This is a genomic window from Ruegeria sp. SCP10, assembly GCF_040329495.1.
In the GTDB taxonomy this organism is placed as follows: domain Bacteria; phylum Pseudomonadota; class Alphaproteobacteria; order Rhodobacterales; family Rhodobacteraceae; genus Ruegeria.
In genome coordinates this window covers 68,071-92,386 of sequence record NZ_JBDZYF010000012.1, presented here as the reverse complement: position 1 = coordinate 92,386, position 24,316 = coordinate 68,071, and the positions used below count along the sequence as shown (strand labels likewise).

Below are 24,316 nucleotides of genomic sequence, written 5' to 3'. Positions count from 1 at the left end.
TATTTTTGTTGCGCTGCACGTGCAGCATGATATGACCAGACCACCCAAGACAGGACGCGATTCATGGCCCATGATGGACAGGACATATCCCAGATGACCACCAATGCGACTTTGCCAGACCTTCTGAGCCTGACCAGCAAAGCTGTACCCGCTGTTGAGGCTGTCTTTGAGAAAGCGCGCGATTCAGTGCGGGACATGGTGACATCTGATGGGCGCGTCTCTGGTGCGTTGATCGAAGCCAACCAAACCGCCGCGCATGGGCTGGCCTGGCTGGCCACCTATCACCAATCGCTGCAACAGATGCAGCGGTGGGCCGAAGCACTGGAAGCCGCAGGCAAGTTCAGCGAGATCGAACAGCTGCTGCATCAGATCGCCTTTGGTGAATACCTGCATCAGGTGGCCGGTGGCATCCCCATGAACCAGGGTGAGGTTGTGCGCCTTCAGGATCTTGGCCTTGGTTGGGATGCGTTGTCCGGGTTCCAATGCCCCGAGGTGCAGACCCTCATGTCGCAGGCCAACTCACAAGCCGCGCGGACACGTTTGGTCGAGCTGATGGAGGCGCAAGCCGGTGCCGCCATGTTTGGAGCTTCGGGCCTGGATGAAGAGCTTGAGATGATCCGCGATCAGTTCCGCCGTTATGCGGTGGAAAAGGTCGAACCCAACGCCCATGACTGGCACCTGAAAGACGAACTGATCCCGATCGAGATCATTGAAGAACTGGCCGAAATGGGCGTGTTCGGCCTGACCATCCCCGAGGAATTCGGCGGCTTTGGTCTATCCAAAGCTTCAATGTGCGTGGTTTCAGAAGAGTTGTCGCGCGGCTATATCGGCGTCGGCTCGCTGGGCACCCGGTCCGAAATTGCAGCTGAATTGATCCTGGCTGGCGGCACCGACGAACAGAAGGCCAACTGGCTGCCCAAGCTGGCCAGCGCCGAGATTTTACCGACCGCCGTGTTTACAGAGCCCAACACTGGCTCGGACCTTGGCAGCCTGCGCACCCGAGCGGTCAAAGATGAGAACGGCGACTACCAGATCACTGGCAACAAAACCTGGATCACCCATGCGGCCCGCACTCATGTCATGACCCTGCTGGCCCGTACCAACCCGGACAGCACCGACCACCGTGGCCTGTCCACGTTCCTGGCCGAAAAAACCCCGGGCACCGATGAAAATCCATTCCCCACCCCCGGTATGACCGGTGGCGAGATCGAGGTTCTGGGTTATCGCGGGATGAAGGAATACGAGCTGGGTTTTGACGGCTTCCACGTGAAAGGTGAAAACCTTCTGGGCGGGGAAGAAGGCAAGGGTTTCAAACAGCTGATGGAGACGTTTGAATCTGCCCGCATCCAGACCGCCGCCCGCGCCATTGGGGTGGCACAAAGCGCATTGGATATTGCGATGCAATATGCGCAAGACCGCAAACAGTTTGGCAAATCGCTGATCAATTTCCCCCGCGTCTCGGGCAAGCTGGCGATGATGGCGGTCGAGATCATGATCGCGCGCCAGCTGACCTATTTCTCTGCCTGGGAGAAGGACCACGGCCACCGCTGCGATCTTGAGGCCGGTATGGCCAAATTGCTGGGGGCCCGCGTCGCTTGGGCCGCAGCCGACAACGGTCTGCAAATTCATGGCGGCAACGGCTTTGCGCTGGAATACAAGATCAGCCGCGTTCTGTGTGACGCGCGTATTCTGAATATCTTTGAAGGGGCTGCCGAAATTCAGGCACAGGTCATCGCACGACGTCTGCTCGGGTGATCGAATAAGGCGGCCTTGTTTCCCCAACTGACCCGGTCTTTGCACCGGGTCTTTTCTTGTGCCAGTTGTTGCAACCAACGCGGACCAATTTCCTAAATCAGTAGTGTTGGCAAACCTGCGGCCAAACTTCCCCTATGAAATCCGTCGATACCCACTTATTGCCACCAGAAGAAACTGGACAATTGCTGGCACCCGACATGACACGAATACTGGTTCTCTGGGCTATGTTGACAGCCCTAACCCTAAGCGGCTGCGCGGTGCCGCAGCCAACCGCCAATCAGGATGATATCGACGAATTGGCACAAGCCATTCAATCCCTCGGACCAAAGGTTGATCCGGTCGAGGCACAAACCGCCGCATCAATCTCGTACACCTATTCTCAGCACCTTGCCCGAGAATGGAATGTAACCGACCCGGCGATCATACATAACGCCAAGGTCGCCAACGGCTTTCGGGAATACGGGCTGTGCAATGACTGGGCAAAGGCCATGACGCGGCGACTGCGGCAGGAAGGGTTTCGAACGCTCGAACTGCATTGGGCCACTTCACCACCAACGCCATTCCGGATCATTCACCATTCCGCCCTGATCAGCGCCAAGGGCGATTCAATGTATGACGGCATAATCCTTGATCCATGGCGCAATAGTGGCGCCTTGTTCTGGGGGCCTGTTCGGGAAGATACCCGGTACAACTGGCACCCAAGGATGGAGGTGCGCACGCAATTACTAAACGGTGAACTTGCGTTCTGAGATCAGGACCCCGTCTCGCATTTTGTGATCGTATCGATCACCACCGGTAACATTCGGGCCGCCACCAGTTTCGATCCTTCTGCCGTCAGGTGCGTGTAGTCGACATACAGGCTTTTGCCTTTGTGCTCAGGAGCTGCGATCTCAGCGATTTCGGTATAGGGAATATCGGCCTGATCAAACAGCGCCGGAAACTCAGCCCGAGCGCGCGTCATCACCTGCTCGCGCCCGGGTACATACCAGTCGCGCGTGATCTGAGCGATCTCCTGATCTGCTGCGCTTAGGTTTTCGACGTTTTCGAATACCACCTCAGGCTGCAGGAAGACATGGTAGCAGAACCCGTGATAGGCACCAAAAGTCTCGATCAGCTTGTAATTGCGCAAAAAACCACGACGCGCGGTTTCGGCCAGCTCGCTTGAGAAATCGCGCTCCAACGCTGTCACGTCACCAGTCAGATTGTAGTTGGGCGCCTCATAGCGCTGATACAGCCCCTGTGTGAATTTCGAGGCCAGCTTGAACGTATAGGAATACTCGGCCGGGGCCCGTAGGAAAGCATGGGCCGCAAAGAAAGGCTCTCGGTCGTTTAGGGCATCCACCATCCGAGCCGAGGAATAGCCATAGCTCTGGATCGGATTTGTAACGCCCACATTGTAGAAATCATTGTGGCCGTCCAGAAAAACAATCAGGTCGGGCTCGTACTCATAGAGCGTCTCGTAGATATACAGCACATGCTGAAAGCTGTGATAGGCGGCAACACCGGCGTTGATCACCTCGATCTTCACACCGGGCATGTCATCCTTCAGCTGCTCGCGGAGTGCTTGTTCAAGGAAATGAGACACCGTTTCGCTGTTGGTAAGCGTCGGATGATCTGGATACACGCGCCCTTGCGATCCGATGGCATAGGCGGTGGAGCCGCCCATCAGAAAGATGCGGTAGGTGCTATCCGGCTTGGGCAGATCGACGACGGCGTCATACCGGAACCCCTGATCCGAATGAATGCGCTGCCCGCCCGTATCGAATTGACGTTGGTAGTCGGGGTTCAGTTCATGCCCTCGGATCGAGGAGTACAGATGACGCTCGGCCTTGCCACCGAGCGCATTGTCAAACAGGTGGACAACCGCGACGTAAGACAGCAATTCAACCAGCAGGAACAAAAACACCAGATAAACCAGGACAATCACGACTTTGACGATGGGTCGCGTTCGCTTTTTGGTTTCGGTGTCGCTGACCTGTGACATGAAACAAACTCTACTTTTGGAACGACCAGTTCAAAGGGCATCGCTCTTCAGCATAAGGTGTGATGCTGACTAAGTCCCGGGTTTAGCTTGGCTCCACTATGTCGATTTGTGACCTTGGGTCAACTATGGCCTGAGTATTGCGGGAAGCCTTCAACTTGCTTGACGATGCCGGATCGACACGCCTAAAGGCAGAGCGTTCCGAAGTCGTAGGAGACTGATATGATCCGCCTTGCCTTTGCGTTACCGCTCATCGGGCTCTTGCAATGTGACCGGGATGAAACCGTGTCTGCCTATGGTGCGGCAGACCAGACATGGACGTTGCAGGAGATTGATGGCCAATTATTTGAGGCCAGCGCGCTGCTACGGTTTCCCGCAGACGGGCAGATTGCCGGAAATGCCCCCTGCAACAGCTATCAGGCGACGATCAGCGCGCCATATCCCTGGTTCGAGATTGAAAACCTCAGCGCGACGCGCGCGGCCTGCGCATCGCTCGAACTGGAAGGCACTTATTTTGCCGCGTTGATGACGATGACTCAATCCGAGGTGTCTGGGAACGTGCTGATCCTGCGCAACGAAGCCGGGCACGAGATGGTGTTCAAAGCCGTCGAGTAAGCTGATCCACAAACCGTGCCCGTGCTTGAGGCAATGGTGTATGGCCCAACGCGGGGGCGACACGGTTTTCTAGGAAATAACCTGTGGTCTGTAGGCCGGTTGCAACCTCAACATCCGGCGCGTCGCCTTCGCCCCGCAAGCACGCCGGCAACGGCAACAACCGATCTGCCCAATCACCTGCGCCCTCAGTGCTGACCGCCCGCCCCGTTTTGGGTGAGACAAAGGCTAACCCCTCCGTCGCGCCGGTGACGGCGCAGGCAGACAGGTCAAGACCAAAACCCAGTTCCTCAAGCAGCGCCAACTCCCACCGCAGATAGGCGAAAGGCCAAATGTCGTCCTGTCCCAACAGGTCCATCAATTGTTCGGTCTGCTTGTAGATCGCCGGATGCGGCTCTCGCTCTGGCAGGCAGAAGGACAGCAGCGATACAACCGCGTTAAGGCCGGACAAGGCCAACCGGCCCGAAAACGCCGCCGCCGCGCGGGACCTCAGGGGTTCAACCTGAAACGTGCCGATATGCTCCTCCAACCGCGCGCGCCAAAGCACATCCAGCTGCGCGCCCGGCTGTAGGATCGGCGCAATCTTCCGGCTGGTCCCACCGCGCACAACCCCGGCATGGCGACCGTGGGCTTCAGTGAAAACCTCGACAATCGCAGATGTTTCGCCGTGTCGGCGAGAAGTCAGAAGTATGCCGTGATCGCGCCAGTCCAAGGCTGTGTCCGTTCGGTTGTCTTGTCTATTCGCAGAAAATCTCATGCCCGCTAAACACACAAGGCAGAAACTGGCCTAGGGGATTTACAGGGTCGAACAATCGAATTGCGCGCTATCACCGCACTAGCTAATGTTCGCCCAATGTTCTTAGAAAGGAATTCAATCCATGTCTCTTAACTACGTAATGATCGGCTCAAACGACGTTGCCAAAGCCCGCAAGTTTTACGACACAACAATGGCTGGAATTGGTGGCAAAGTCGTAGCTGAATACATGCCCTACGCTGTCTGCTACCAACTGCGCGACGGCGGACGAATATGGGTTTCGCTGCCTAATGATCAAAAAACTGCAAAACCGGGTAACGGCAACATGGTCGGCCTGATGTGCGAAAGCGAAGATGAAGTGCGCAAAGTCCATGCAATCGCGATGGCCAATGGCGGTACAAACGAAGGCGACCCGGGACCGCGCCCGCAGTATGGCCCTGACTTTTTTGGCGCATATGCCCGCGATCTGGACGGCAACAAGATGAGCTTTGTTTATTTTTCAGACTCAGACTGAACGCGTTTATGTTCAGCCAAAAGAGTGGATACCGAACTCGCTAGAGTTCTTACTCCAACCCCTCTTCCCCTAACAGATGTCGCCCTTGCCTATCCTCGACCTCGATCACCCAAAGATCGGGGTCGAAGCTGCGTTGTTTGGTGAGGGTGGCGTCCACATCGCCTTCGGGCCCCGAGGATAGCTCAATCCATTTCCGCTCACCGCTCATCAGGTCAAAGCTGCGTTGATAGGCGATGGCTTGCCCGTCAAGCGTGTTCATCTTGACCAGCACCGCCCCTGCCGTGTTGTCCCCATGGGCCACGACAAAAGCCGGGATATCCTGTAGCCGCAGCCGCGCCAGATAGGCATGCACCCAGAATTCGGCCGTCAGGCGAGTCATGCGTTGCCGTCTTTGAAATCCAGCCCCATCTCCGAATAGCGCTCGGATTCCTCCAGCCAGTTGGGCCGCACTTTCACCTGAAGAAACAGGTGGATCTTGCGGTCGAGGAACTCCTCCAACTCGGCCCGCGCCGCCTGGCTGACGGCCTTGATCGTCTCTCCGCGTTTGCCCAGCACGATGCCTTTGTGGCCGTCGCGCATGACATAGATGACCTGATCGACCTTGGCCGAGCCATCCTTGCGCTCTTCCCAGTTTTCAGTCTCGACCGTGAGCTGATAGGGCAGTTCCTGATGCAGGCGCAGCGTCAGTTTCTCGCGCGTCATCTCGGCCGCAATCATCCGCATCGGCAGATCGGCGATCTGATCTTCGGGGTAGAGCCACGGGCCTTCGGGCAGTTCCGAGGCCAGCCATGTGCGCAGATCGTCGACTCCGTGGCCTTTCTCGGCGGAAATCATGAAGGTCTCGGCAAAGGGATAGCGGGCGTTCAGGTCGCTGGTGAGCGCTAGCAATTTCTCAGAGGGCACCTTGTCGATCTTGTTGATCGCCAGAGCAATGGTGCGACCCTGCCCGATCTCTTCCAGACCTTCAAGGATACGTTCGACGCCTTCGGTGATGCCGCGATGGACCTCAACCATCAGAACAACGACATCGGCATCCGCTGCCCCGCCCCACGCGGCAGCAACCATGGCGCGGTCCAGACGGCGGCGGGGTTTGAACAGGCCCGGCGTATCGACAAACACCAGTTGCGCGTCGCCCTCCATCGCCACACCGCGAATGCGCGCGCGTGTGGTCTGCACCTTATGCGTCACGATCGAGACCTTGGCCCCAACCATGCGGTTCAGAAGGGTGGATTTGCCTGCGTTGGGCTCTCCGATCAGGGCGATAAATCCGGCGCGTGTGGTCATGTGTGCTGCGATCCTGTTTGCAAGTGCGCACCCCTATAGCAGAATGGCGCTGCGGGCCAGAGGGATTTGTTGCGTTCCGAACGGGTCGCGTAATTCTGGAGCATTCGGGAAGCCGGACGCTTAAGTGTCATGCCATCAAGCATTGGAAGACCGGGCTAAGCGGCTTTACCCAGCAGATTGATTTCAAGCTTGCCCTGGTATCGTTAAAGCCAACACATGGTTCGGGTAGGCTTGATCCCCAATACGGAAATCCGTGACGCCAACCTGCCGGAAGCCTTTGGACAGGTAGAAATCAACTGCGGGTTTGTTCTCGGAATTGGTTGTCAGCCAGATCCCATTCCGGCCTTGCTCCCGAGCATATTCGATCGCAACATCCAGCAATGCGGAACCTATGCCTTTACCGTGATGGCGGGGTTGGACGTAAAACGTCAGGACCTCAAGATCGGAAAGCCCGTCAACAGGTGCAACACGTTTCTCTGCTAGCCGAATATAGCCGTCGATCCCGTCGCTGTTTTCCGAGACCATCAGCATATCATCCCCCTCTTCAAGCACAGCCTCGAACCGGGCGGCCGTGAATTCGGACAGAACAAATTCGGCGAAGAAAGCGTTTACGCCATGCCGCAGGTAGGTACTGATCCAGACCTCAATCGACAATGCCGCAAGGCTGGCAGCGTCCGCTATCTGTGCGGGTCTGATCTTCATGTTCTGAGTTCGGCGAAACAGCTCAACTCAACTGACCCAACAGAGATTTCGCAGCAGCCTGCTCGGCCTGGCGTTTGGAGCCTGCGGTCGCCTGCGCCTCAGTGCCATCTTGCAAACGGGCGGCAATGGTGAAGATGGGGGCGTGGTCGGGGCCGGTGCGTTTGACCTCGACATAAGCCGGGGGTTTCTGACCGCGGGCTTGCGCCCATTCCTGCAGCGCAGTTTTGGCATCACGGGCGTCGGCTTCAACCTTGTGGATGCGCTCGCCCCATAGGGCTATGATGACGTCCCGCGCCGCCTCAAAACCCGCATCACGATAGATGGCTGCGATGACCGCCTCCATCGCATCGCCCAGCAGTGCCTGTTTGCGGCGACCACCCGACAGCATCTCGGACCGGCCCAATTTCAGGACGGCCCCCAGATCAATCTGGCGAGCGACATCTGCGCAGGCCTCTTTGCGGACCAACGCGTTGAAGCGCGGCGCCAACTGGCCTTCGGTGGCTTTCTTATCCGCCTCTAGTAGGGCAGTGGCCATGACCAGCCCCAGTACGCGGTCCCCCAGAAACTCCAATCGCTGGTTATCGGGCCGTGTGGCCGAAGACACTGATCCATGGGTCAATGCGCGCACCAGCAGTTCGGGATTGGTGAACTCATATCCCAAACGCTGCTGGAACGCTTTTATCTCGGATGAAAGCTTCAATTCACCGCCTTAAAGAACCGATCCCCACGCCAGGTCCAGAAGAACAGCATGGACCGTCCGGCGGACGAGAACATGATCCGATCGGCGCGACCAATCAGGTTTTCGTATGGCACGTAACCAACGCCGCCTGCGGATTGCGGCAGACGGCTGTCAGCGGAGTTGTCGCGGTTGTCGCCCATGAAGAAGTAGTTGCCTTCTGGCACGGTGTAGATGCCGGTGTTATCCGACCCTTGATTGCCGATGTTCAGTACATCATAGGACACGCCATTAGGCAGCGTTTCGATCAGGCGTGACTTTTCGCAAGTACCACCAATGCCGACAGGGCCGTTTTCACAGCGCGGGCGCAGGCGTTGCGGCCCCTGGGGTTCGGCGATTTCGGTGAACACCCCGTCTGGCTGCTGCGGCACCGGCGTGCCGTTCAGGATGATCTGGCCTTCGCGCACCTGAATGCGGTCACCCGGCAAGCCGATCAGACGTTTGATGTAATCCCGCCCCGTAACCGGATGTCGAAAAACGATGACATCACCGCGCTCGGGCTCACCGCCCCAGATACGCGTGTTGTCATCGCCAGGCAGCCAGCCACAGATATCTTCGGCGTCGATGTTCAAAAAGGTCAAGCTGGGGCAGGAAGCATAAGAGTAGCCATAAGCCATCTTGTTCACGAACAGAAAGTCGCCAATCAGCAGGGTCTGCTTCATCGAGCCGGAGGGAATCCAGAACGGCTGAAAGAACAGGGTGCGGAAAACGCCCGCGATCAAAAGGGCATAGACGATGGTTTTGGTCGTCTCCCACACGGGGTTACCTGTTTTGGCGTCCTCGGCCATACTGCTCTCCGGTCATTGCGTTGTTGGGATGCTACATGCGGGGCGACTGGGGCCAAGTCAAGGCCGCAGCCGTGTCAGCAAGGGGTCTGGCCTCGATCACCACAAAAGCCTGTGCCCAAGGGTGATCATCCGTCAGGGTGACATGGATGATTGCCTCATGCCCCTCGGGCGTCATTTCCTTGAGCCGTTCGGCCGCCCAACCGGTGACGTGCATCACGGGTTGACCGGTTTTAAGGTTGGTGACCGCCATATCTTTCCACGAGATGCCCATGCGCAGACCGGTGCCCAACGCCTTGGAACACGCCTCTTTCGCGGCCCAGCGCTTGGCGTAGGTGCCAGCGGTGTCAGCCCGGCGTTCGGCCTTGCGCTGTTCGATCTCGGTGAAAACCCTGTTGCGAAACCGGTCGCCAAAGCGATCCAGCGTGGCCTGAATGCGGTCAATGTTTGCGAGGTCTGTGCCGATGCCGAGGATCATATAGGGTTACCTGTTTGAATTGATTGCTGCCAACGCGCTTCGCGCAGACCAAGCCCAAAAGCGACACGGCATATCGACGTGGCAAGAACAATTGAAGTGGTAACTCCAAACCATCCCCACCATGTGAATTGAAAGTCCTGTGCTGTGAGTCTCTCTCCCGTCAGAACCACAATGAGTACCAAGACTCCGAATTTGAGAAGCAAACCCAAAATCGCCATTGCAAGAGAGCCAGATAGCATTGTTGTGGGTGTAGGCCTGTCTCGATTGCGTTTCAGATATCGACTTCCTTCGACAAATCCAGCCACTCCGAATGCTGCGATGAAAACCACAAACATCCCTGCACTGTAGTCGCTTTCGAGAAAGGGCAACAAAACATAAGCGATCAGTTTCACACCACCTATGATCCCGGCGATATCACCCACGGGCGCTGCTTCGACAACAATATACAGAACTATGATCTCAAAAGCCAAGAGCACGAAGATCGCAACACTGGTGATAAGAAAAACAAGTGTGTATCTGAGTAGGTGAAAGTTCAAACGTCGCGCCCCTTCACCCCAACCGCACCGTCAGAATCTTGTAGCTCGCCAGCCCGAAGAAACCGGCAAATGCCAGGTCAAACCAGCGGCGGGCGCGACGGTAACCTCGGACCATGCGCTCCGAAGAAAACAGGAAGGCATAGCCAATAAAGATCAGCAACGACCCGGCATAGAGCAGCGCGAAATACCCAAGCAACATCAGCAAGCTGGCATCGTGCGGCGCGACTATGGCGTAGATCGAACCCCAGCTGAGGATTGCCTTGGGATTGGTCAGGTGGATCGCAGCGCCCTTGGCAAAGATTGTCGGCAGAGAACCTGTGACAGGTTGGCCCAAAGCAACCTCATCCGAGGTCATCGCCCGGCGCAAAGCCTTGAGGGCAAGCCAGCCCAGATAGGCCACGCCCACATATCGGATGATCTCGAAAACCCAGACATTGGCCAGCATGATCGCCGACAGGCCCAGTGCAGCGGCGATCCCCCAGGCAGCAGAACCTGCACAAATGCCCAGCGCGAAGGCCAAACCGGCGCGGCGGCCTTCATTCATCGCGGTTCCTGCGATGCCCATGGTTGCAGGCCCAGGAGAGCCCCCGGCCATGATCCAGGCAAACCAGATCGCAATGAAGCCGTATGTGATCACGCGCGCGCCTCATCCATCAGACGGCGCATCTGCTGGATGGCAGGCGTGAGGCCCAGAAAGATCGACTCGCCAATCAGGAAGTGACCGATATTCAGCTCTTTCACCTCGGGGAACGCAGCGACCGGTTGAACCGTGTCGTATGTGAGACCGTGGCCGGCATGCACCTCAAGCCCCAGAGAATGGGCAAAGCTCGACATTGTGCGCAGCGCCTCAAGCTCGCGGGCAGCCTCCTCCATGCGGCCTTCGGCATGGGCATCGCAATAGGCACCGGTGTGCAACTCGATGACCTCGGCCCCAATGCGATGCGCGGCTTCGATCTGGCGTTGATCTGCGGCGATGAAGATCGACACGCGGCAACCTACGTCGCGCAACGGCGCAATGAAATGCGCCAGCTTGTTTTCCTCGCGCGCGACCTCAAGCCCGCCTTCGGTGGTGCGTTCCTCGCGCTTTTCGGGAACGATACACACAGCATGCGGTTTGTGGCGCAGGGCGATTTTCTGCATCTCTTCCGTTGCGGCCATTTCGAAGTTCAAGGGAACCGACAGAACCTCCATCAGCCCGTCGATATCAGCGTCAGAGATATGGCGACGATCTTCGCGCAAATGGGCGGTGATGCCATCGGCCCCCGCCTCTTCGGCCAGCTTGGCAGCCCGCAGAGGATCCGGGTAGGCACCGCCACGCGCATTACGTACGGTGGCGACGTGGTCGATGTTTACACCCAAGCGCAAGTGGTTGTCAGACATCGTTCGTTTCCTTTTTCAATGCTTGACCCGAACCTAGGGGTTTTGAGGTCAGGGCGTCAGTCGATTCTTCTGCCCGTCGTTTGATTTCTTCGAATTTCGCTTTGATCTTGTCGCGGCGGCGTTGCTGATACGTGCGGATCAGCGGCAGGCTGAGGTAGTGGCATATTGCACCGGCCAAAAGGCCGGGCAGCATGCCCCCAACGAGGTAGGGGTAAAACACCTCGTAGTAAAACACGCCAAGCCCGTGCCAGTCCGCGACACGGTCGGTGAATATCGACAGAAAGTTGTTTTTGAGATCGCCCAGCGCGCTGGCGAACTTACCCATCAACCCGCGCTCAACACTCTTGTCGAACTCAGTGCCCAGAATGAAATGGCCTGTTTGCAGGCAGATCACCCCGATGGGGACATAAGTCAGTGGATTACCAAAGAACGTCCCGCTGAGCGCCGCCAGGATATTGCCGTTGATCAGGCGTGCACAAAGCGCGGCAACAACAAAGTGCATCCCGTAAAACGGCGTAAAGGCTGCAAAAACTCCGGCGCCGATGCCACGCGCGATCCGATCAGGGGAATCCGGCAGACGCCGCACCCGATGTTTGACGTAGTGAAAGGCGCGGGTCCATCCACCGCGCGGATAGACAAACTCCGATGCGATCTGGATGGGCGAGCGTCGATCTCGGCGCTTGAAAACCACTCCTGATCACCCCTACTCAGCCAGCCGCAACAACTGGTTTCGCCTGTTCCCTGTGCCGCTCAACGGCGGCGACATCGCTTTCAGCCTCAAGCATCAGCATAAGCGAATGCAACTGTTCCAGGTCACGCAACTCAACATTGATCAGCAACCGGTAAAAATCTGGTTTCCGATCAACAAACTCCAGGTTCGAGATATTGGCCTTTTTCTCACCAATCAATGTGCAAATGCGCCCCAGCACCCCGGCGTCATTGCCAATGGTCAAATCAAGTGTCGCGCCATAGGCGGCGGGGTGAGTGCCGGAATGCCAATGCAGATCGACCCAGCGCTCTGGCTCGCTTTCGAATTCTGACAATCGATTGCAATCGATTGCATGCACCTCAACGCCTTTACCGCGATAGGTGATGCCAACAATGCGCTCACCGGGCAACGGCTGGCAGCAAGGTGCACGGTCGAATTTCTGCCCCGGCTCCAGGCCAATCACCGCGCGGCGCATCGGGATCGCATCGCCTTCATCCTTGGTCAGTTCGGGATAAACGGCCTCGACCACGTCATGGGCGGTCAATTCCGCACTGCCCAATCGCGCCAGCAGTTCATCACGATCCTTCAGGCGCAAATGCTTGGCCGCAGTATCCAACGCCTTGTCGGTCGCTTTGCGGCCCACATGTTCAAAGCCCGAGCGCGCCAGTTCTTTGCCCAATCGAATAAAGCGCTCGCGATCCACTTCGCGCAGCGCACGCCGGATCGCGGTGCGGGCCTTGCCTGTTACCGCGATCTCAAGCCATGTGACCTGCGGCGTCTGTCCATCTGCGGTGATGATATCCACCGATTGTCCGTTCTTGAGCCGGGTCCATAGCGGTACGCGAATGCCATCCACCTTTGCTCCGACACAAGCGTGGCCAATACGTGTGTGGATGGCATAGGCGAAATCAATCGGTGTTGCCCCGCGCGGCAGTTTCACCACATCGCCCTTGGGCGTGAAGCAGAAGACCTGGTCAGAGTACATTTCCAGCTTTACGGCTTCGAGGAAATCTTCGTGGTCTTCTTCGTTGTCGAACTGTTCAGTCAGGTTCGAAATCCACTTGGCCGGGTCCACGGCAAACGGGTTTTCAGTGCGCACGCCATCGCGATACGACCAATGCGCTGCGACCCCGGTTTCGGCGACGTCATGCATCTGACGGGTGCGGATCTGCACCTCAACCCTCTTACCATCGCGGCCCGACACGGTGGTGTGGATCGAGCGGTATCCGTTCGATTTCGGCTGGCTGATATAATCCTTGAACCGCCCAGGCACCGCGCGCCAACGCTGATGGATTGCTCCAAGCGTGCGATAGCAATCCTCCTCGGTCATGGTGATGATGCGGAACCCGTAGATGTCGGACAGCCGCGAGAACCCCTGATCCTTTTCCTGCATCTTGCGCCAGATTGAATAGGGTTTCTTGGCGCGGCCAAAGACCTCGGCCTCAATCTCTGCCTTTTCCAATTCATGCCGCATATCACCGGTGATCCGGTGGATCACATCGCCGGTTTCGCGTTGCAGGGTGATGAAGCGGCGAATGATCGACTGGCGGCCTTCGGGGTTGAGAACGCGGAAGGCGAGGTCTTCCAGTTCCTCGCGCATCCATTGCATCCCCATCCGGCCTGCAAGTGGCGCATAGATATCCATCGTCTCGCGCGCCTTAATCACCTGCTTTTCGGGGCGCATCGCCTTGATGGTGCGCATGTTGTGTAGGCGGTCGGCCAGCTTGACCAGAATGACCCGCAGGTCCTTGGACATGGCCATGAACAGCTTACGAAAATTCTCAGCCTGTTTGGTCTCACGGCTGGACAGCTGCAGGTTGGTCAGCTTGGTGACGCCATCGACCAGCTTGGCGACCTCATCCCCGAACAGCTCGGCCACTTTGCCATAGCTGGCCTTGGTGTCTTCGATCGTGTCGTGCAACAGCGCCGTGATGATCGTCGCATCATCCAAACGCTGTTCGGTCAGAATGGCGGCAACGGCAACGGGATGGGTAAAATAAGGCTCGCCGGAATGGCGGAACTGCCCTTCATGCATCTGCTGGCCAAACTCATAGGCCCGCTCGATGCGCTCGGCATTTGTCTTGGGATTGTAATTGCGGACCAGCGCAATCAGGTCTTCTGCTGAAATCATCCGGTCCGCACCTTTATCGCTGGGGTTACCCCTGGCCTTGCGCCTCCATCAGAGCACGCAGGAGCTTTTCTTCGGACATGTCGTCATCAGCTGGCTTGTCCGTTTCTGCACCCATCAGCAATGCCATCTGATCTTCTTCGGGCTCATCAACCTCGATCTGGGTCTGGTTGGCCTCGATCAGACGCTCGCGCAATTCATCCGCGCTCTGGGTTTCGTCGGCGATCTCGCGCAGCGACACGACAGGGTTCTTGTCGTTATCACGGTCAACGGTGATCGGACCGCCGGCAGAAATCTCGCGCGCCCGGTGGGCGGCAAGCATCACCAGTTCGAACCGGTTCGGAACCTTGTCTACGCAGTCTTCAACCGTCACGCGGGCCATTGGGCGCTCTCCGTTACTGAGTCCATGTCAGGAAGAGGTTTATCTAAGGCCGATTGTACGCCTTGACAAGCAAGAAATGCTGCCCCTGCACCAATCACAGTGGCGTGACCTCAGCCACGTCTGCGGCAGGTAAGGCAGCTATCATCTGCTTCACAGTCTTGTTCAGCACCGGATGCCGCCAGTCCGGCGCAATATCGGCCATGGGAACCAGCGCAAACGCCCTGTCCTGAAGGCGCGGATGCGGTAGGATCAGTTCGTCCGGGGCTGCCTGCGCCTGCAGATCCGGGTCAAGATCATGCCAATGATCGAAAGTGGCGCGGTCTGGTAATACCTGATCCGCGTAGCAGATCAGATCCAGATCAAGGGTCCGCATGCCCCAGCGCTGAACACGTTCGCGTCCGAACTCATGTTCAACGGCATGCAAATCCTGCAACAACTCCTCCGGAGCTTTGGTCGTTTCAATCGACGCAGCCGCATTCACATAGTCAGGCCCAGCACCTGCAGGAAAACAAGGTGTGGAAAAAAACCGGCTGATGTCGCGAATCACCAGCCCCTTCTCAGAAAGTGCAGAAAGCGCCTGCCGCAACGTCAAGTGCGGCTCAGTTCGTCCCAAACTGAGATTTGCCCCCAAGGCAACGATGGTTTTTGGCACAGAATCACTCATATGAGGCCGTATATTCCGCCAACTGCATACTTGCGATGCACAACAAATGCCCTAATTATAGGGGCACCAAAGCGCGACATTTTTACACCCACTCACACATCACTCACCGCGCTGTATTATACCGGAAGGGACTATTTATGTTTTATAAAGACGAACGGCTAGCGCTGTTCATCGACGGCTCCAATCTTTATGCGGCCGCCAAAGCGCTTGGATTTGATATCGACTACAAGCTGCTGCGACAGGAATTCATGCGCAGAGGTAAACTCCTTCGGGCTTTCTATTACACAGCGCTCCTAGAAAATGACGAGTATTCTCCGATCCGTCCGCTAGTAGACTGGCTGCACTATAACGGCTTCACCATGGTGACCAAGCCGGCCAAGGAATACACCGACAGCATGGGGCGTCGGAAGGTCAAAGGAAACATGGATATCGAACTTACCGTCGATGCCATGGAACTGGCACCACGCGTTGACCATATCGTGTTGTTCTCGGGCGATGGGGATTTCCGCCCGCTGATTGCCAGCCTGCAACGACAGGGCGTGCGCGTTTCGGTCGTCTCGACCATCCGCAGCCAGCCGCCGATGATCTCGGACGAGCTGCGCCGCCAGGCCGACAACTTCATCGAACTGGAAGACCTGCGTGATGTAATCGGGCGCCCCCCGCGCGAAATGCCGGTTGAACCCCGCAGCGTAGCAGTCGCTAGCGGAACCTGATCGAAGCTTAGCCCCAAACGGCTAGGAAGGTCGCGCGGCCAGGGCTCACTGATCTGGCCGCGCTTCATTAACTATAGCTTGGTGCTCAAACACCGGCTGGCTAACACCGATTCATGTCAGATGGATGACAGATCTGGCGGCTGGACCAATGCCGGGAAAAGACTTACCTGTGCCGTAAGGAGACACCGACATGACCAAGCCACCGCTGACATTATATCTGGCCGCCCCTCGCGGATTTTGTGCAGGCGTAGACCGGGCCATCAAGATCGTTGAAATGGCGCTGGAGAAGTGGGGCGCGCCTGTCTACGTGCGCCACGAAATCGTTCACAACAAGTTTGTCGTCGACGGCCTGCGCGACAAAGGTGCTGTTTTCGTGGCCGAGTTGGACGAATGCCCGGATGATCGCCCTGTGATTTTCTCGGCCCATGGCGTGCCAAAATCTGTCCCGGCTGAGGCATCCAGGCGCGAGATGCTGTTTGTAGATGCGACCTGCCCGCTGGTGTCAAAGGTGCATATCGAGGCGCAACGCCATTTCGATGCCGGTCTGCAGATGGTGATGATCGGCCATAAAGGGCACCCGGAAACGATTGGCACGATGGGGCAGTTGCCCGAAGGCGAAGTGCTGTTGGTCGAAACGGTCGAAGATGTCGCTGACATCGAGGTACGAGACCCGAGCAAGCTGGCGTTTGTGACCCAGACCACCCTGTCGATTGACGACACGAAAGACGTGATCGCAGCCTTGCAGGACCGGTTTCCAGCCATCGTGGGGCCGCATAAGGAAGATATCTGTTACGCCACCACCAACCGGCAAGAAGCGGTCAAAGCTGTGGCTCCAAAGTCAGACGCTTTGCTGGTGGTCGGTGCACCGAACTCGTCAAACTCGAAACGTCTGGTCGAGGTCGCCTCACGCGCCGGATGCAGCTATGCACAACTGGTTCAGCGCGCACCCGATATCGACTGGCGCGCCCTTGAGGGTATTGCCAGCGTGGCCATCACAGCCGGGGCCTCGGCCCCCGAGCAACTGGTGAACGAGGTCGTCGACGCTTTCCGTGAACGGTATGATGTGACAGTTGAGCTGGCTGAAAACGCCGTGGAAAACGTGGAATTCAAAGTGCCCCGTGTGCTTAGGCAGCCGGCATGAATGGCGTGCCCAAGGCTGCGCTGTACTTGGGTCTGGCGGGGTTGATCCCGTTCATCTGGGGTGCTTTGACTTATCTGAACAGTGATCTGAACGCATGGGGTTCGCGGCAGTTTGGCGCGCGTTTCGTCGGGCCATACATCCAACTGTTTTACGGCTCGGTCATTCTGAGTTTCATGTCTGGGGTGCTTTGGGGTTTCGCAACCAAAGCATCAGGTAGCCGAGCAACAGTGGGGTATACCCTGTCGGTTCTACCCGCGCTCTGGGCCTTTTTCATGACAGGTGGCGGGCCGGTGAATGCGGGCAACAACCTGATTGCTGGCTTTGCGGGACTTTTGGTCTTGGATGCCATCTTTTGGTACTGGGGTTTGGCCCCCAACTGGTGGATGCGACTGCGCATTCTGCTGACCGTGATTGTACTGCTTTGCCTGGCAGTTGGAGTTTACCTGTGAGCGACCGCAACACCATATCCGTCTATGACGCTCAGGCGGCGCGCTACGCCGAGCTGACGAATGAAGACAATACGGGCGACCCTCAACTAAGCCGGTTCATTCAAGCCGTGCCCGCCGGTGGCAAAGTGCTGGATTTCGGGTGTGGACCGGGCGCATCCTCTGCAATCATGGCCAAGGCCGGATTACAAGTCGACGCAATGGATGCGTCGGAAGAAATGGTAAAACTGGCCTCAGAACACCCAGGTGTTTCGGCCAGGCAAGCCACGTTTTCCGACCTTACAGTCGTGGGCATCTATGATGGCATCTGGGCCAATTTTAGCCTGCTGCATGCCACGCGAACAGAATTTCCCAGGCACCTGAGCGCTATTCACCGCGCACTGAAACCCGGTGGCGCGTTCTTTATCGCCATGAAACTGGGCGACGGTGACGGGCCTGACCGTTTGGGTCGCTTTTATAGTTACTACTCCGAGGACGAATTGAAGACTTATCTGGAAGATGCCCGCTTCACCATCACGAGCCGAAGACGAGGCAGCGGTACTGGCCTTGACGGCTCGGTTTCGGAATACATCGCGCTGGCCGCCCATGCCTGAACTGTTCGCCTACACAGACGGGGCCTGCTCTGGCAATCCCGGGCCCGGTGGTTGGGGCGTGCTGCTGCGCGCGATGGAGGGTGAGAAGGTCCTGAAAGAGCGTGAGTTGAACGGCGGTGAAGCCGAGACCACGAACAACCGCATGGAATTGCTGGCCGCAATCAGCGCCTTGGAGACGCTCGAACGCGCATCCCGGATCACCATCGTGACCGACAGCGCTTATGTGAAAAACGGCGTCACCGGCTGGATTTTCGGGTGGAAGCGGAACGGTTGGAAAACGTCGAACAAAAAGCCCGTCAAAAACGTGGACCTGTGGCAACGTCTGGATACCGCGCAAGAACGCCATGATGTGACCTGGGAATGGGTCAAAGGCCATGCTGGCCATCCCGAAAATGAAAAAGCCGATGAACTGGCCCGCGCCGGCATGGCCCCGTTCAAACCCAAAAAGGCGCAGGCGTGAACGGGCTTGCACTGCTCGACTATGCCTCGGTCTTAGTCTTTGCATTGACCGGCGCGCTTGTTGCGAGCCGGGCGCAGCTTGACCTTGTGGGGTTTGCATTCATGGCCTGCCTGACAGCAGTGGGCGGCGGCACCGTTCGGGACCTGTTGCTGGATCGTCACCCTGTGTTTTGGGTCGGCCAGCCCGATTACATCCTGATCGCAGTCAGCGCCGCCGTTCTGGTGTTCTTCACCGCTCATCTGGTTGAGAGCAGATATAACTGGCTGGTCTGGCTTGACAGTTTCGCCCTATCCATCGCTGTTGCTGCCGGAACAGGCGCCGCGCTGTCACTGGGCCAATCCGGGATCATCGTGGTGTTGATGGGAGTTACAACGGGATGTCTGGGCGGCCTGATGCGCGATGTGGTTTGCAATGAGGTGCCTCTGGTGCTGAAACAGGGTGAACTCTATGTCTCCTGCGCCTTAGCAGGAGCGTTGAGCGCGGTTTTGGCCACCAAGTTCGGGCTGGAGGGCCTGCTGGCTCTTGGCTTATGTGCTCTTGTTTGTTGGGTTCTCAGAGCTGGCTCTTTGCTGTTTGGCTGGCAATTGCCGGTTTACAAGGCCCGGCCACCGCGACAATAAGCTCGAAACCAGCGCACCAACTGCAAGCTGTTTGCAGTCTGCCAAACTTTGGAGATCGAAGATTGATGAAAGCATATGCGATTTTGACGGGTCTGGCCGTTCTGACCGCGTGCGCCGAGCAATACACGCCCGTCAGCTTTGTCGCCCAAGGGGATCAGATCATTGCGACTGGCACCATTGACCACACAACGCTGGATGCGTTTGAAGAGGTGATTGCGCAGAACCCTCAAGCCAAAACGCTGGTATTGCAGCAAATCGAAGGATCGGTCGATGACGATGCGAATGTCATCTTCAGCCGCGTTGTTCATCAGAACGGGATGACTACGGTAGTGCCCTCTGACGGGTTGGTCGCATCGGGCGGGACCGATCTTTTTCTGGCCGGGAACACCCGTGTTCTGCAACCCGGCGCGTGCGTCGGTGTCCACAGCTGGAGCGGTGGGGGACTGGTTGCGACAGAGTTGCCAGAGGACGACCCCGAACATGACCGCTATCTCGACTATTTCGAAGATATCGGCGTGGACGAAGAATTCTACTGGTTTACCCTCGAAGCTGCCCCGGCAGACGACATGCACTGGATGACCGCGGCCGAGGCGAACCGGTTCGACATGACCGATCGCGCCGCACCCCGCCTGGGCTCAGCAACGGCGTGCGACGAGCGCTAAGACGCGCATTGCATTTGCTCAGACGACTCAGGGCTAACGGAGTTTGCTATCGACGACGAATTGCCTGCCAAATCCAGATCACCAGCAACGCCCCCAGCACAGCCCCCACAAATCCAGATAGCCAGCCCATCATCGTCGCCAGGGCCCGCAGAAGGAAACCACCAACCAGCGCTCCTACAATGCCAATCAGCATCGTCGTAGGGATATCGGATTCGATCCGCATCAAACGGGTCGCTAGAAAGCCCGCAGCGGCACCGATGATGATCAGGGCAATAACGGGCATGTTATTTCCTCCAATGGGTTGGCACGATGATCAGCGCCCCGATAGCGGACAAAACCGCATCCAACCCCGGAGGGCCAAAGCTGATGCCGAACATGATGCGCACAAAGTAGAACAGAAACGCCCCGCCTACGCAGATGATGATAGATTGCAAATAGCCATTATGGGTAAAGCCGGTTTTCTCGGACAGGTAGCCAACGATCCCGGCGATCACTACAGTACCCATCAAGACCATGAACATGAATGCGCTACTCCGATACCAATCGTGTGCCGGGTGGGATCGGCCAGCCCCGCAGGAAGGTTTCCCGATCCTGCGCACCTTTGCCTGCCCTTTGCAAGCGCAGCAGTTCGACCGCGCCCTGCCCGCAGGCCACCTGCAGATCATCGTTCAAAACTTCACCGGGCGCGCCCTGCCCCTCTGCCAAACGTGAGGCCAGCAGCTTGATCCGCTCTCCATCGATCTTGGTCCAGGCACCGGGAAATGGCGACAGGCCGCGTATCTGGCGATCAACCTCAGCAGCGCTGCGCATCCAATCGATCCGAGCCTCGGCCTTGTCGACCTTCGAGGCATAAGTGACGCCTTCATCGGCTTGCGGCTCGGGCGTCAGATCAGACAGACGGTTCAGCGCCTCAACGATCAGCGCCGCACCCATGAATGACAGGCGGTCGTGCAGTTGGGCCGTTGTCTCTTCGGTCTGTATCGGTGTGGCTTGGCGCAACAGGACGGGACCAGTATCCAAGCCAGCCTCCATCTGCATGATACAGACGCCGGTTTCTGCATCCCCTGCAATAATCGCACGATGTATCGGGGCCGCCCCGCGCCAGCGCGGCAATAGGCTGGCATGGATGTTCAAGCAGCCCTGTTCAGGTGCATCCAGAATTGCCTGTGGAAGGATCAGACCATAAGCGACCACAACCGCCACATCGGCGTTCAACGCAGCGAAGGCGGCCTGTTCTTCCGCTGATTTCAGCGACACCGGATGACGTACCATCAGGCCCAGCGCCTCAGCGCGTGCATGAACTGGCGTCGGGCGATCTTTCTTGCCGCGGCCCGCCGGACGTGGCGGCTGGCAATAAACGGCGGCAATCTCATGCCCGGCCTCGACCAGCGCATCCAGTACCGGGACCGAGAAATCAGGCGTACCCATGAAGATAACGCGCATCGTTACCCCTGTTTCCTGGCTTTGCGCAGCAGCATGTCACGTTTGACCTTGCTGAGCCGGTCGAAATACATCTTGCCGTTCAGATGGTCGATCTGGTGCTGCACGCTGGTGGCTTCGATCCCCACGAAATCACGGCGGTCGATCATGCCGTTTTCGTTCAGGAACTTGACCGTTACAGCACGTGGGCGTTTCACCTTGGCGGATACACCCGGCAGGTTGGGACTGGCCTCATCATGCTCACGCATCTCGATTGAACTATGCAGGATTTCCGGGTTCGCCAGACGCACCGCCCGGCCCCGCTCGGTCGAGCCGTCAACAACCGCCAAGCGTAGCATCACGCCGATCTGGGTTGCAGCAAGGCCAACGCCTGGCATCGCCTCCATCGTATCGATCATGTCGGCCCAGATGGCGCGGATTTCATCCGTGATCTCGGCGACGTCCTCGGCCTTGGTGCGCAGGCGCTTGTCGGGCCAGGGCAGGCAAGTCCGAACGCTCATGCCCGCGCCTTTTCGCGTTTCAGCTTCTGCATCTTGCGCGTGATCATCTGCCGTTTCAGTGGCTTCAGGTAGTCGATGAACAGCTTGCCATCCAGATGATCAATCTCATGCTGCACGCAGGTGGCCCAAAGCCCATCGAACGTCTCTTGCTTCAGGTTGCCGTTCTGATCCATCCAGGCAACGTCCACAACCTTGGGGCGCGTCACCTCGGCATATTGTTCGGGGATCGACAGACAGCCCTCTTCATAGACATTGGTCTCATCGGAGGCGGCAATGACCTCGGGGTTGAACATGATCAACGGACGTGGCGACTCGCCCTCTTCCTTGACGCAGTCCAATACGATCAACCTATCCAGTACACCAATCTGCGGCGCAGCCAAGCCAACACCGGGCGCGTCATACATCGTCTCCAGCATATCATCAGCCAGCTTGCGCAAATCATCCGTCAGGTCAGCCACAGGCGCGCAGACCTTTTTCAAACGGGGATCAGGATGGATCAAAATAGTGCGTTTCATGGGGCTGATTTAGGACATCGCGCGCGTCGCCGCAACGCCCCCCTTGCGCATGCTGCAATTCCGGATAGCTTGCGAAACGATCATACAGGAGACACCCATGAGCTTTGACGACCTCATCAACCGCCACGGCACCCATTGCGCCAAGTGGGACATGATGGAGCCGGCCTACGGCGTGCCAGCCGATGACGGCCTTGCAATGTGGGTCGCCGATACTGATTTCCGCGCGCCGCCACCTGTGCTGAACAAGATGCGCGAGCTATTGGACCATGGCGTTTTTGGCTACGTAAACCTGGACCAGCCCTACAAGGACGCCATCCGCTGGTGGATGCGCACGCGTCACGACTGGGTTGTTGATGCAGATGCGATCTTTACAACCACCGGTCTGGTCAATGGGGTTGGCATGTGCCTGGACACCTTTACCAAACCGGGTGACGGGATCGTATTGTTCACCCCGGTCTATCACGCCTTCGCCAAAGTCATCCGGAGTGCCGGGCGCGAAGTTGTTGAATGCGAGATGCGCAATACCAACGGCCGGTATGAGATGGATTTCGAGGCCTACGACGAACAGATGACCGGCACCGAGAAGATGGTCATCCTGTGCTCGCCGCACAATCCCGGCGGTCGCGTCTGGAGCCAGGACGAGCTGCAAGCCGTTGCCGATTTTGCCAAGCGTCATGACCTGCTGATCCTGTCGGATGAGATTCACCACGATCTGGTCTTTCCGGGTCACACTCACATCCCGATGCAAAACGCAGCCCCTGAGATTACCGACCGCCTGCTGATGCTGACTGCGCCCTCAAAGACGTTCAACATCGCAGGGCTGCACACCGGTCAAGTGATCATCCCCGACCCTGAATTGCGCGGCAAATTCGCCAAACGTATGGCCGCCTTGTCACTTGCTCCGAACTCGGTCGGCCAGTTTGCAACTGCCGCAGCATATTCCGCAGAAGGCGCCGCATGGGTGGATGAGCAGGTCGCCTATATTGATGCAAACCGCCAAGTGTTCGATACGGCCATCGCGGGCATCCCTGGCCTCAGGTCGATGCCGCTGGAAGCCACATACCTTGCCTGGGTCGATTTCTCGGGAACCGGGATGGAACGTGCAGAATTCACCAACCGTGTCGAACAGACCGCAAAAATCGCGGTCAACCACGGCACAACTTTTGGTACAGGTGGCGAAAACTTCCTGCGCTTCAATCTGGGAACCCAGCGCGCGCGGGTTGAGGACGCCTGTGCGCGGTTGAAGGAGGCCTTCTCGGATTTGCAGTGAGCGATCTTCTTTTGCGTAAAAAACAAAGCCGGGCGAACTTCCTTACGGAGCACCCGGCTTCGATCCAGCCTTAAGGCCCTAGTCCTCGTGCCCCAACAACGCAATTGGCGCGTCCGGCGCACGGTAGAAATCCAGCGGTGCCTTATCATGCGCTGCTGTGCTGCGCTTGAATTCGTATCGCATCTCGCCGCCTTCATCCTCATCCGCGATGATCAGGCATTGGTACAGGTGGTTCGCCCCATCATAGATATCGACCAACCCCCGCAAGCGTGGCGTGGTCGCGGCCTCGACCGTGAATCCATCTTTCCACAATTTCAGAATTTTGTAGGTATTGTCGCCCATCTCAACCCGCAAACGGCTGGATTTTTTAAGGGCGGCGATTCGTGCGGCGTCTAATTCTGCGCGAATCTCCTTGGAAACATAAGTACTCATCAAACTATTCCCCCTCTTGTATCTATTATTGTGGGCACGCGAGCGTAAAAATCCAGTGAACTTCGTCACATAGACCTGAGCGGGTAGCGAAATGTTGCGCACCCATCGCATGTTTAGCTGTGCA

At 57.6% G+C, this 24,316-nt stretch carries 33 protein-coding genes; 12 read left to right on the top strand and 21 right to left on the bottom strand.

The window, feature by feature from the left end:
- Positions 1–63: 63 nt before the first annotated feature.
- Together ABLN87_RS19240 and ABLN87_RS19235 are read left to right on the top strand one after the other, a co-directional pair.
- A complete protein-coding gene (locus ABLN87_RS19240) occupies positions 64–1,755 on the top strand; it encodes an acyl-CoA dehydrogenase family protein (RefSeq protein WP_353013388.1) in 1,692 nt (563 codons plus the stop codon).
- A 197-nt stretch (positions 1,756–1,952) separates the two neighbouring features.
- Positions 1,953–2,504: a hypothetical protein gene (locus tag ABLN87_RS19235; RefSeq protein WP_353013387.1), complete on the top strand. Its 552-nt coding sequence runs from the start codon at positions 1,953–1,955 to the stop codon at positions 2,502–2,504.
- Positions 2,505–2,506: 2 nt separating this feature from the next.
- On the opposite strand, the gene ABLN87_RS19230 is transcribed toward ABLN87_RS19235, so the two are convergent.
- Positions 2,507–3,739 (bottom strand): SGNH/GDSL hydrolase family protein, encoded by a 1,233-nt coding sequence (locus ABLN87_RS19230; protein WP_353013386.1) that lies wholly within the window; start codon positions 3,737–3,739, stop codon positions 2,507–2,509.
- Between the two features lie 219 nt (positions 3,740–3,958).
- Between ABLN87_RS19230 and ABLN87_RS19225 the strand changes: the two genes are divergently transcribed.
- Positions 3,959–4,351, top strand: a complete 393-nt coding sequence (locus ABLN87_RS19225; protein WP_353013384.1) for an META domain-containing protein — start codon at positions 3,959–3,961, stop codon at positions 4,349–4,351.
- Here ABLN87_RS19225 and recO read toward each other — a convergent pair.
- A complete protein-coding gene (recO, locus tag ABLN87_RS19220; RefSeq protein WP_353013382.1) occupies positions 4,335–5,060 on the bottom strand; it encodes a DNA repair protein RecO in 726 nt (241 codons plus the stop codon). The genes ABLN87_RS19225 and recO overlap by 17 nt on opposite strands.
- A 166-nt stretch (positions 5,061–5,226) precedes the next feature.
- On the opposite strand from recO, the gene ABLN87_RS19215 reads away from it, so the two are divergent.
- A complete protein-coding gene (locus tag ABLN87_RS19215; protein ID WP_353013381.1) occupies positions 5,227–5,616 on the top strand; it encodes a VOC family protein in 390 nt (129 codons plus the stop codon).
- Between the two features lie 49 nt (positions 5,617–5,665).
- On the opposite strand, the gene ABLN87_RS19210 is transcribed toward ABLN87_RS19215, so the two are convergent.
- From ABLN87_RS19210 to folK, 13 genes are all read right to left on the bottom strand, one after another.
- The gene (locus ABLN87_RS19210; protein ID WP_353013380.1) at positions 5,666–5,995 is read right to left on the bottom strand and encodes a DUF1491 family protein; all 330 of its coding nucleotides are present in this window, start codon (positions 5,993–5,995) and stop codon (positions 5,666–5,668) included.
- Positions 5,992–6,900 carry a GTPase Era gene (era, locus tag ABLN87_RS19205; protein ID WP_353013378.1) on the bottom strand — a complete coding sequence of 303 codons (909 nt, stop codon included), beginning with the start codon at positions 6,898–6,900 and terminating at the stop codon, positions 5,992–5,994. The genes ABLN87_RS19210 and era overlap by 4 nt, the downstream gene beginning before the upstream one ends.
- Before the next feature lie 183 nt (positions 6,901–7,083).
- On the bottom strand, positions 7,084–7,602 hold the full coding sequence (locus ABLN87_RS19200) for a GNAT family N-acetyltransferase (protein ID WP_353013377.1): 519 nt from the start codon (positions 7,600–7,602) through the stop codon (positions 7,084–7,086).
- A gap of 22 nt (positions 7,603–7,624) precedes the next feature.
- A complete protein-coding gene (gene rnc, locus ABLN87_RS19195; RefSeq protein ID WP_353013375.1) occupies positions 7,625–8,302 on the bottom strand; it encodes a ribonuclease III in 678 nt (225 codons plus the stop codon).
- Complete coding sequence (gene lepB, locus ABLN87_RS19190) at positions 8,299–9,126, bottom strand: signal peptidase I (RefSeq protein ID WP_353013373.1); 828 nt, start codon at positions 9,124–9,126, stop codon at positions 8,299–8,301. The genes rnc and lepB overlap by 4 nt, the downstream gene beginning before the upstream one ends.
- A gap of 31 nt (positions 9,127–9,157) precedes the next feature.
- Positions 9,158–9,601: a holo-ACP synthase gene (gene acpS, locus ABLN87_RS19185; RefSeq protein ID WP_353013371.1), complete on the bottom strand. Its 444-nt coding sequence runs from the start codon at positions 9,599–9,601 to the stop codon at positions 9,158–9,160.
- Positions 9,598–10,137, bottom strand: coding sequence for an ABZJ_00895 family protein (locus ABLN87_RS19180; protein WP_353013369.1), 540 nt, complete (start codon positions 10,135–10,137; stop codon positions 9,598–9,600). The genes acpS and ABLN87_RS19180 overlap by 4 nt, the downstream gene beginning before the upstream one ends.
- Positions 10,138–10,150: 13 nt before the next feature.
- A complete protein-coding gene (locus ABLN87_RS19175) occupies positions 10,151–10,774 on the bottom strand; it encodes a LysE family translocator (RefSeq protein ID WP_353013367.1) in 624 nt (207 codons plus the stop codon).
- Positions 10,771–11,517, bottom strand: a complete 747-nt coding sequence (locus tag ABLN87_RS19170) for a pyridoxine 5'-phosphate synthase (RefSeq protein WP_353013365.1) — start codon at positions 11,515–11,517, stop codon at positions 10,771–10,773. The genes ABLN87_RS19175 and ABLN87_RS19170 overlap by 4 nt, the downstream gene beginning before the upstream one ends.
- The gene (locus tag ABLN87_RS19165; protein WP_353013363.1) at positions 11,510–12,208 is read right to left on the bottom strand and encodes a DUF2062 domain-containing protein; all 699 of its coding nucleotides are present in this window, start codon (positions 12,206–12,208) and stop codon (positions 11,510–11,512) included. Before ABLN87_RS19165 ends, ABLN87_RS19170 begins: the two co-directional genes overlap by 8 nt.
- 16 nt (positions 12,209–12,224) lie before the next feature.
- Positions 12,225–14,357 carry a RelA/SpoT family protein gene (locus tag ABLN87_RS19160; protein ID WP_353013361.1) on the bottom strand — a complete coding sequence of 711 codons (2,133 nt, stop codon included), beginning with the start codon at positions 14,355–14,357 and terminating at the stop codon, positions 12,225–12,227.
- Between the two features lie 25 nt (positions 14,358–14,382).
- Positions 14,383–14,736, bottom strand: a complete 354-nt coding sequence (rpoZ, locus tag ABLN87_RS19155; RefSeq protein ID WP_142639234.1) for a DNA-directed RNA polymerase subunit omega — start codon at positions 14,734–14,736, stop codon at positions 14,383–14,385.
- Between the two features lie 94 nt (positions 14,737–14,830).
- Positions 14,831–15,400 carry a 2-amino-4-hydroxy-6-hydroxymethyldihydropteridine diphosphokinase gene (gene folK, locus ABLN87_RS19150; RefSeq protein ID WP_353013359.1) on the bottom strand — a complete coding sequence of 190 codons (570 nt, stop codon included), beginning with the start codon at positions 15,398–15,400 and terminating at the stop codon, positions 14,831–14,833.
- Between the two features lie 137 nt (positions 15,401–15,537).
- Between folK and ABLN87_RS19145 the strand changes: the two genes are divergently transcribed.
- The 7 genes from ABLN87_RS19145 (at position 15,538) to ABLN87_RS19115 (ending at position 20,035) form a co-directional block, all read left to right on the top strand.
- Complete coding sequence (locus ABLN87_RS19145; RefSeq protein ID WP_353013357.1) at positions 15,538–16,113, top strand: NYN domain-containing protein; 576 nt, start codon at positions 15,538–15,540, stop codon at positions 16,111–16,113.
- Between the two features lie 190 nt (positions 16,114–16,303).
- Positions 16,304–17,254: a 4-hydroxy-3-methylbut-2-enyl diphosphate reductase gene (ispH, locus tag ABLN87_RS19140; RefSeq protein ID WP_353013355.1), complete on the top strand. Its 951-nt coding sequence runs from the start codon at positions 16,304–16,306 to the stop codon at positions 17,252–17,254.
- A complete protein-coding gene (locus ABLN87_RS19135) occupies positions 17,251–17,703 on the top strand; it encodes a DUF3429 domain-containing protein (RefSeq protein ID WP_353013353.1) in 453 nt (150 codons plus the stop codon). The genes ispH and ABLN87_RS19135 overlap by 4 nt, the downstream gene beginning before the upstream one ends.
- Positions 17,700–18,293, top strand: a complete 594-nt coding sequence (locus tag ABLN87_RS19130) for a class I SAM-dependent methyltransferase (RefSeq protein ID WP_353013352.1) — start codon at positions 17,700–17,702, stop codon at positions 18,291–18,293. The genes ABLN87_RS19135 and ABLN87_RS19130 overlap by 4 nt, the downstream gene beginning before the upstream one ends.
- Positions 18,286–18,753: a ribonuclease HI gene (rnhA, locus tag ABLN87_RS19125; RefSeq protein ID WP_353013350.1), complete on the top strand. Its 468-nt coding sequence runs from the start codon at positions 18,286–18,288 to the stop codon at positions 18,751–18,753. The genes ABLN87_RS19130 and rnhA overlap by 8 nt, the downstream gene beginning before the upstream one ends.
- Entirely contained in the window at positions 18,750–19,373 is a 624-nt protein-coding gene (locus tag ABLN87_RS19120; RefSeq protein WP_353013348.1) for a trimeric intracellular cation channel family protein, read from the top strand. The genes rnhA and ABLN87_RS19120 overlap by 4 nt, the downstream gene beginning before the upstream one ends.
- Before the next feature lie 65 nt (positions 19,374–19,438).
- The gene (locus ABLN87_RS19115; RefSeq protein ID WP_353013346.1) at positions 19,439–20,035 is read left to right on the top strand and encodes an alpha/beta hydrolase; all 597 of its coding nucleotides are present in this window, start codon (positions 19,439–19,441) and stop codon (positions 20,033–20,035) included.
- A 46-nt stretch (positions 20,036–20,081) separates the two neighbouring features.
- Here ABLN87_RS19115 and ABLN87_RS19110 read toward each other — a convergent pair whose 3' ends face one another.
- From ABLN87_RS19110 to def (ABLN87_RS19090), 5 genes are read right to left on the bottom strand one after another with little or no spacing between them, the layout of a single operon-like run.
- On the bottom strand, positions 20,082–20,318 hold the full coding sequence (locus tag ABLN87_RS19110) for a GlsB/YeaQ/YmgE family stress response membrane protein (RefSeq protein ID WP_170531376.1): 237 nt from the start codon (positions 20,316–20,318) through the stop codon (positions 20,082–20,084).
- Position 20,319: 1 nt separating this feature from the next.
- Entirely contained in the window at positions 20,320–20,556 is a 237-nt protein-coding gene (locus tag ABLN87_RS19105) for a hypothetical protein (protein ID WP_353013344.1), read from the bottom strand.
- Positions 20,557–20,563: 7 nt separating this feature from the next.
- Complete coding sequence (fmt, locus tag ABLN87_RS19100) at positions 20,564–21,478, bottom strand: methionyl-tRNA formyltransferase (RefSeq protein WP_353013342.1); 915 nt, start codon at positions 21,476–21,478, stop codon at positions 20,564–20,566.
- A 2-nt stretch (positions 21,479–21,480) separates the two neighbouring features.
- The gene (gene def / locus ABLN87_RS19095; RefSeq protein WP_353013340.1) at positions 21,481–21,975 is read right to left on the bottom strand and encodes a peptide deformylase; all 495 of its coding nucleotides are present in this window, start codon (positions 21,973–21,975) and stop codon (positions 21,481–21,483) included.
- A complete protein-coding gene (def, locus tag ABLN87_RS19090; protein WP_353013338.1) occupies positions 21,972–22,490 on the bottom strand; it encodes a peptide deformylase in 519 nt (172 codons plus the stop codon). The genes def (ABLN87_RS19095) and def (ABLN87_RS19090) overlap by 4 nt, the downstream gene beginning before the upstream one ends.
- Positions 22,491–22,587: 97 nt before the next feature.
- Here def (ABLN87_RS19090) and ABLN87_RS19085 point away from each other — a divergent pair, with 97 nt between their 5' ends.
- Positions 22,588–23,760, top strand: coding sequence for a MalY/PatB family protein (locus ABLN87_RS19085; protein WP_353013336.1), 1,173 nt, complete (start codon positions 22,588–22,590; stop codon positions 23,758–23,760).
- 78 nt (positions 23,761–23,838) lie between these two features.
- Here the strand turns inward: ABLN87_RS19085 and ABLN87_RS19080 are convergent, their stop codons facing one another.
- Positions 23,839–24,192: a hypothetical protein gene (locus ABLN87_RS19080; RefSeq protein ID WP_170531387.1), complete on the bottom strand. Its 354-nt coding sequence runs from the start codon at positions 24,190–24,192 to the stop codon at positions 23,839–23,841.
- Positions 24,193–24,316: the final 124 nt, after the last annotated feature.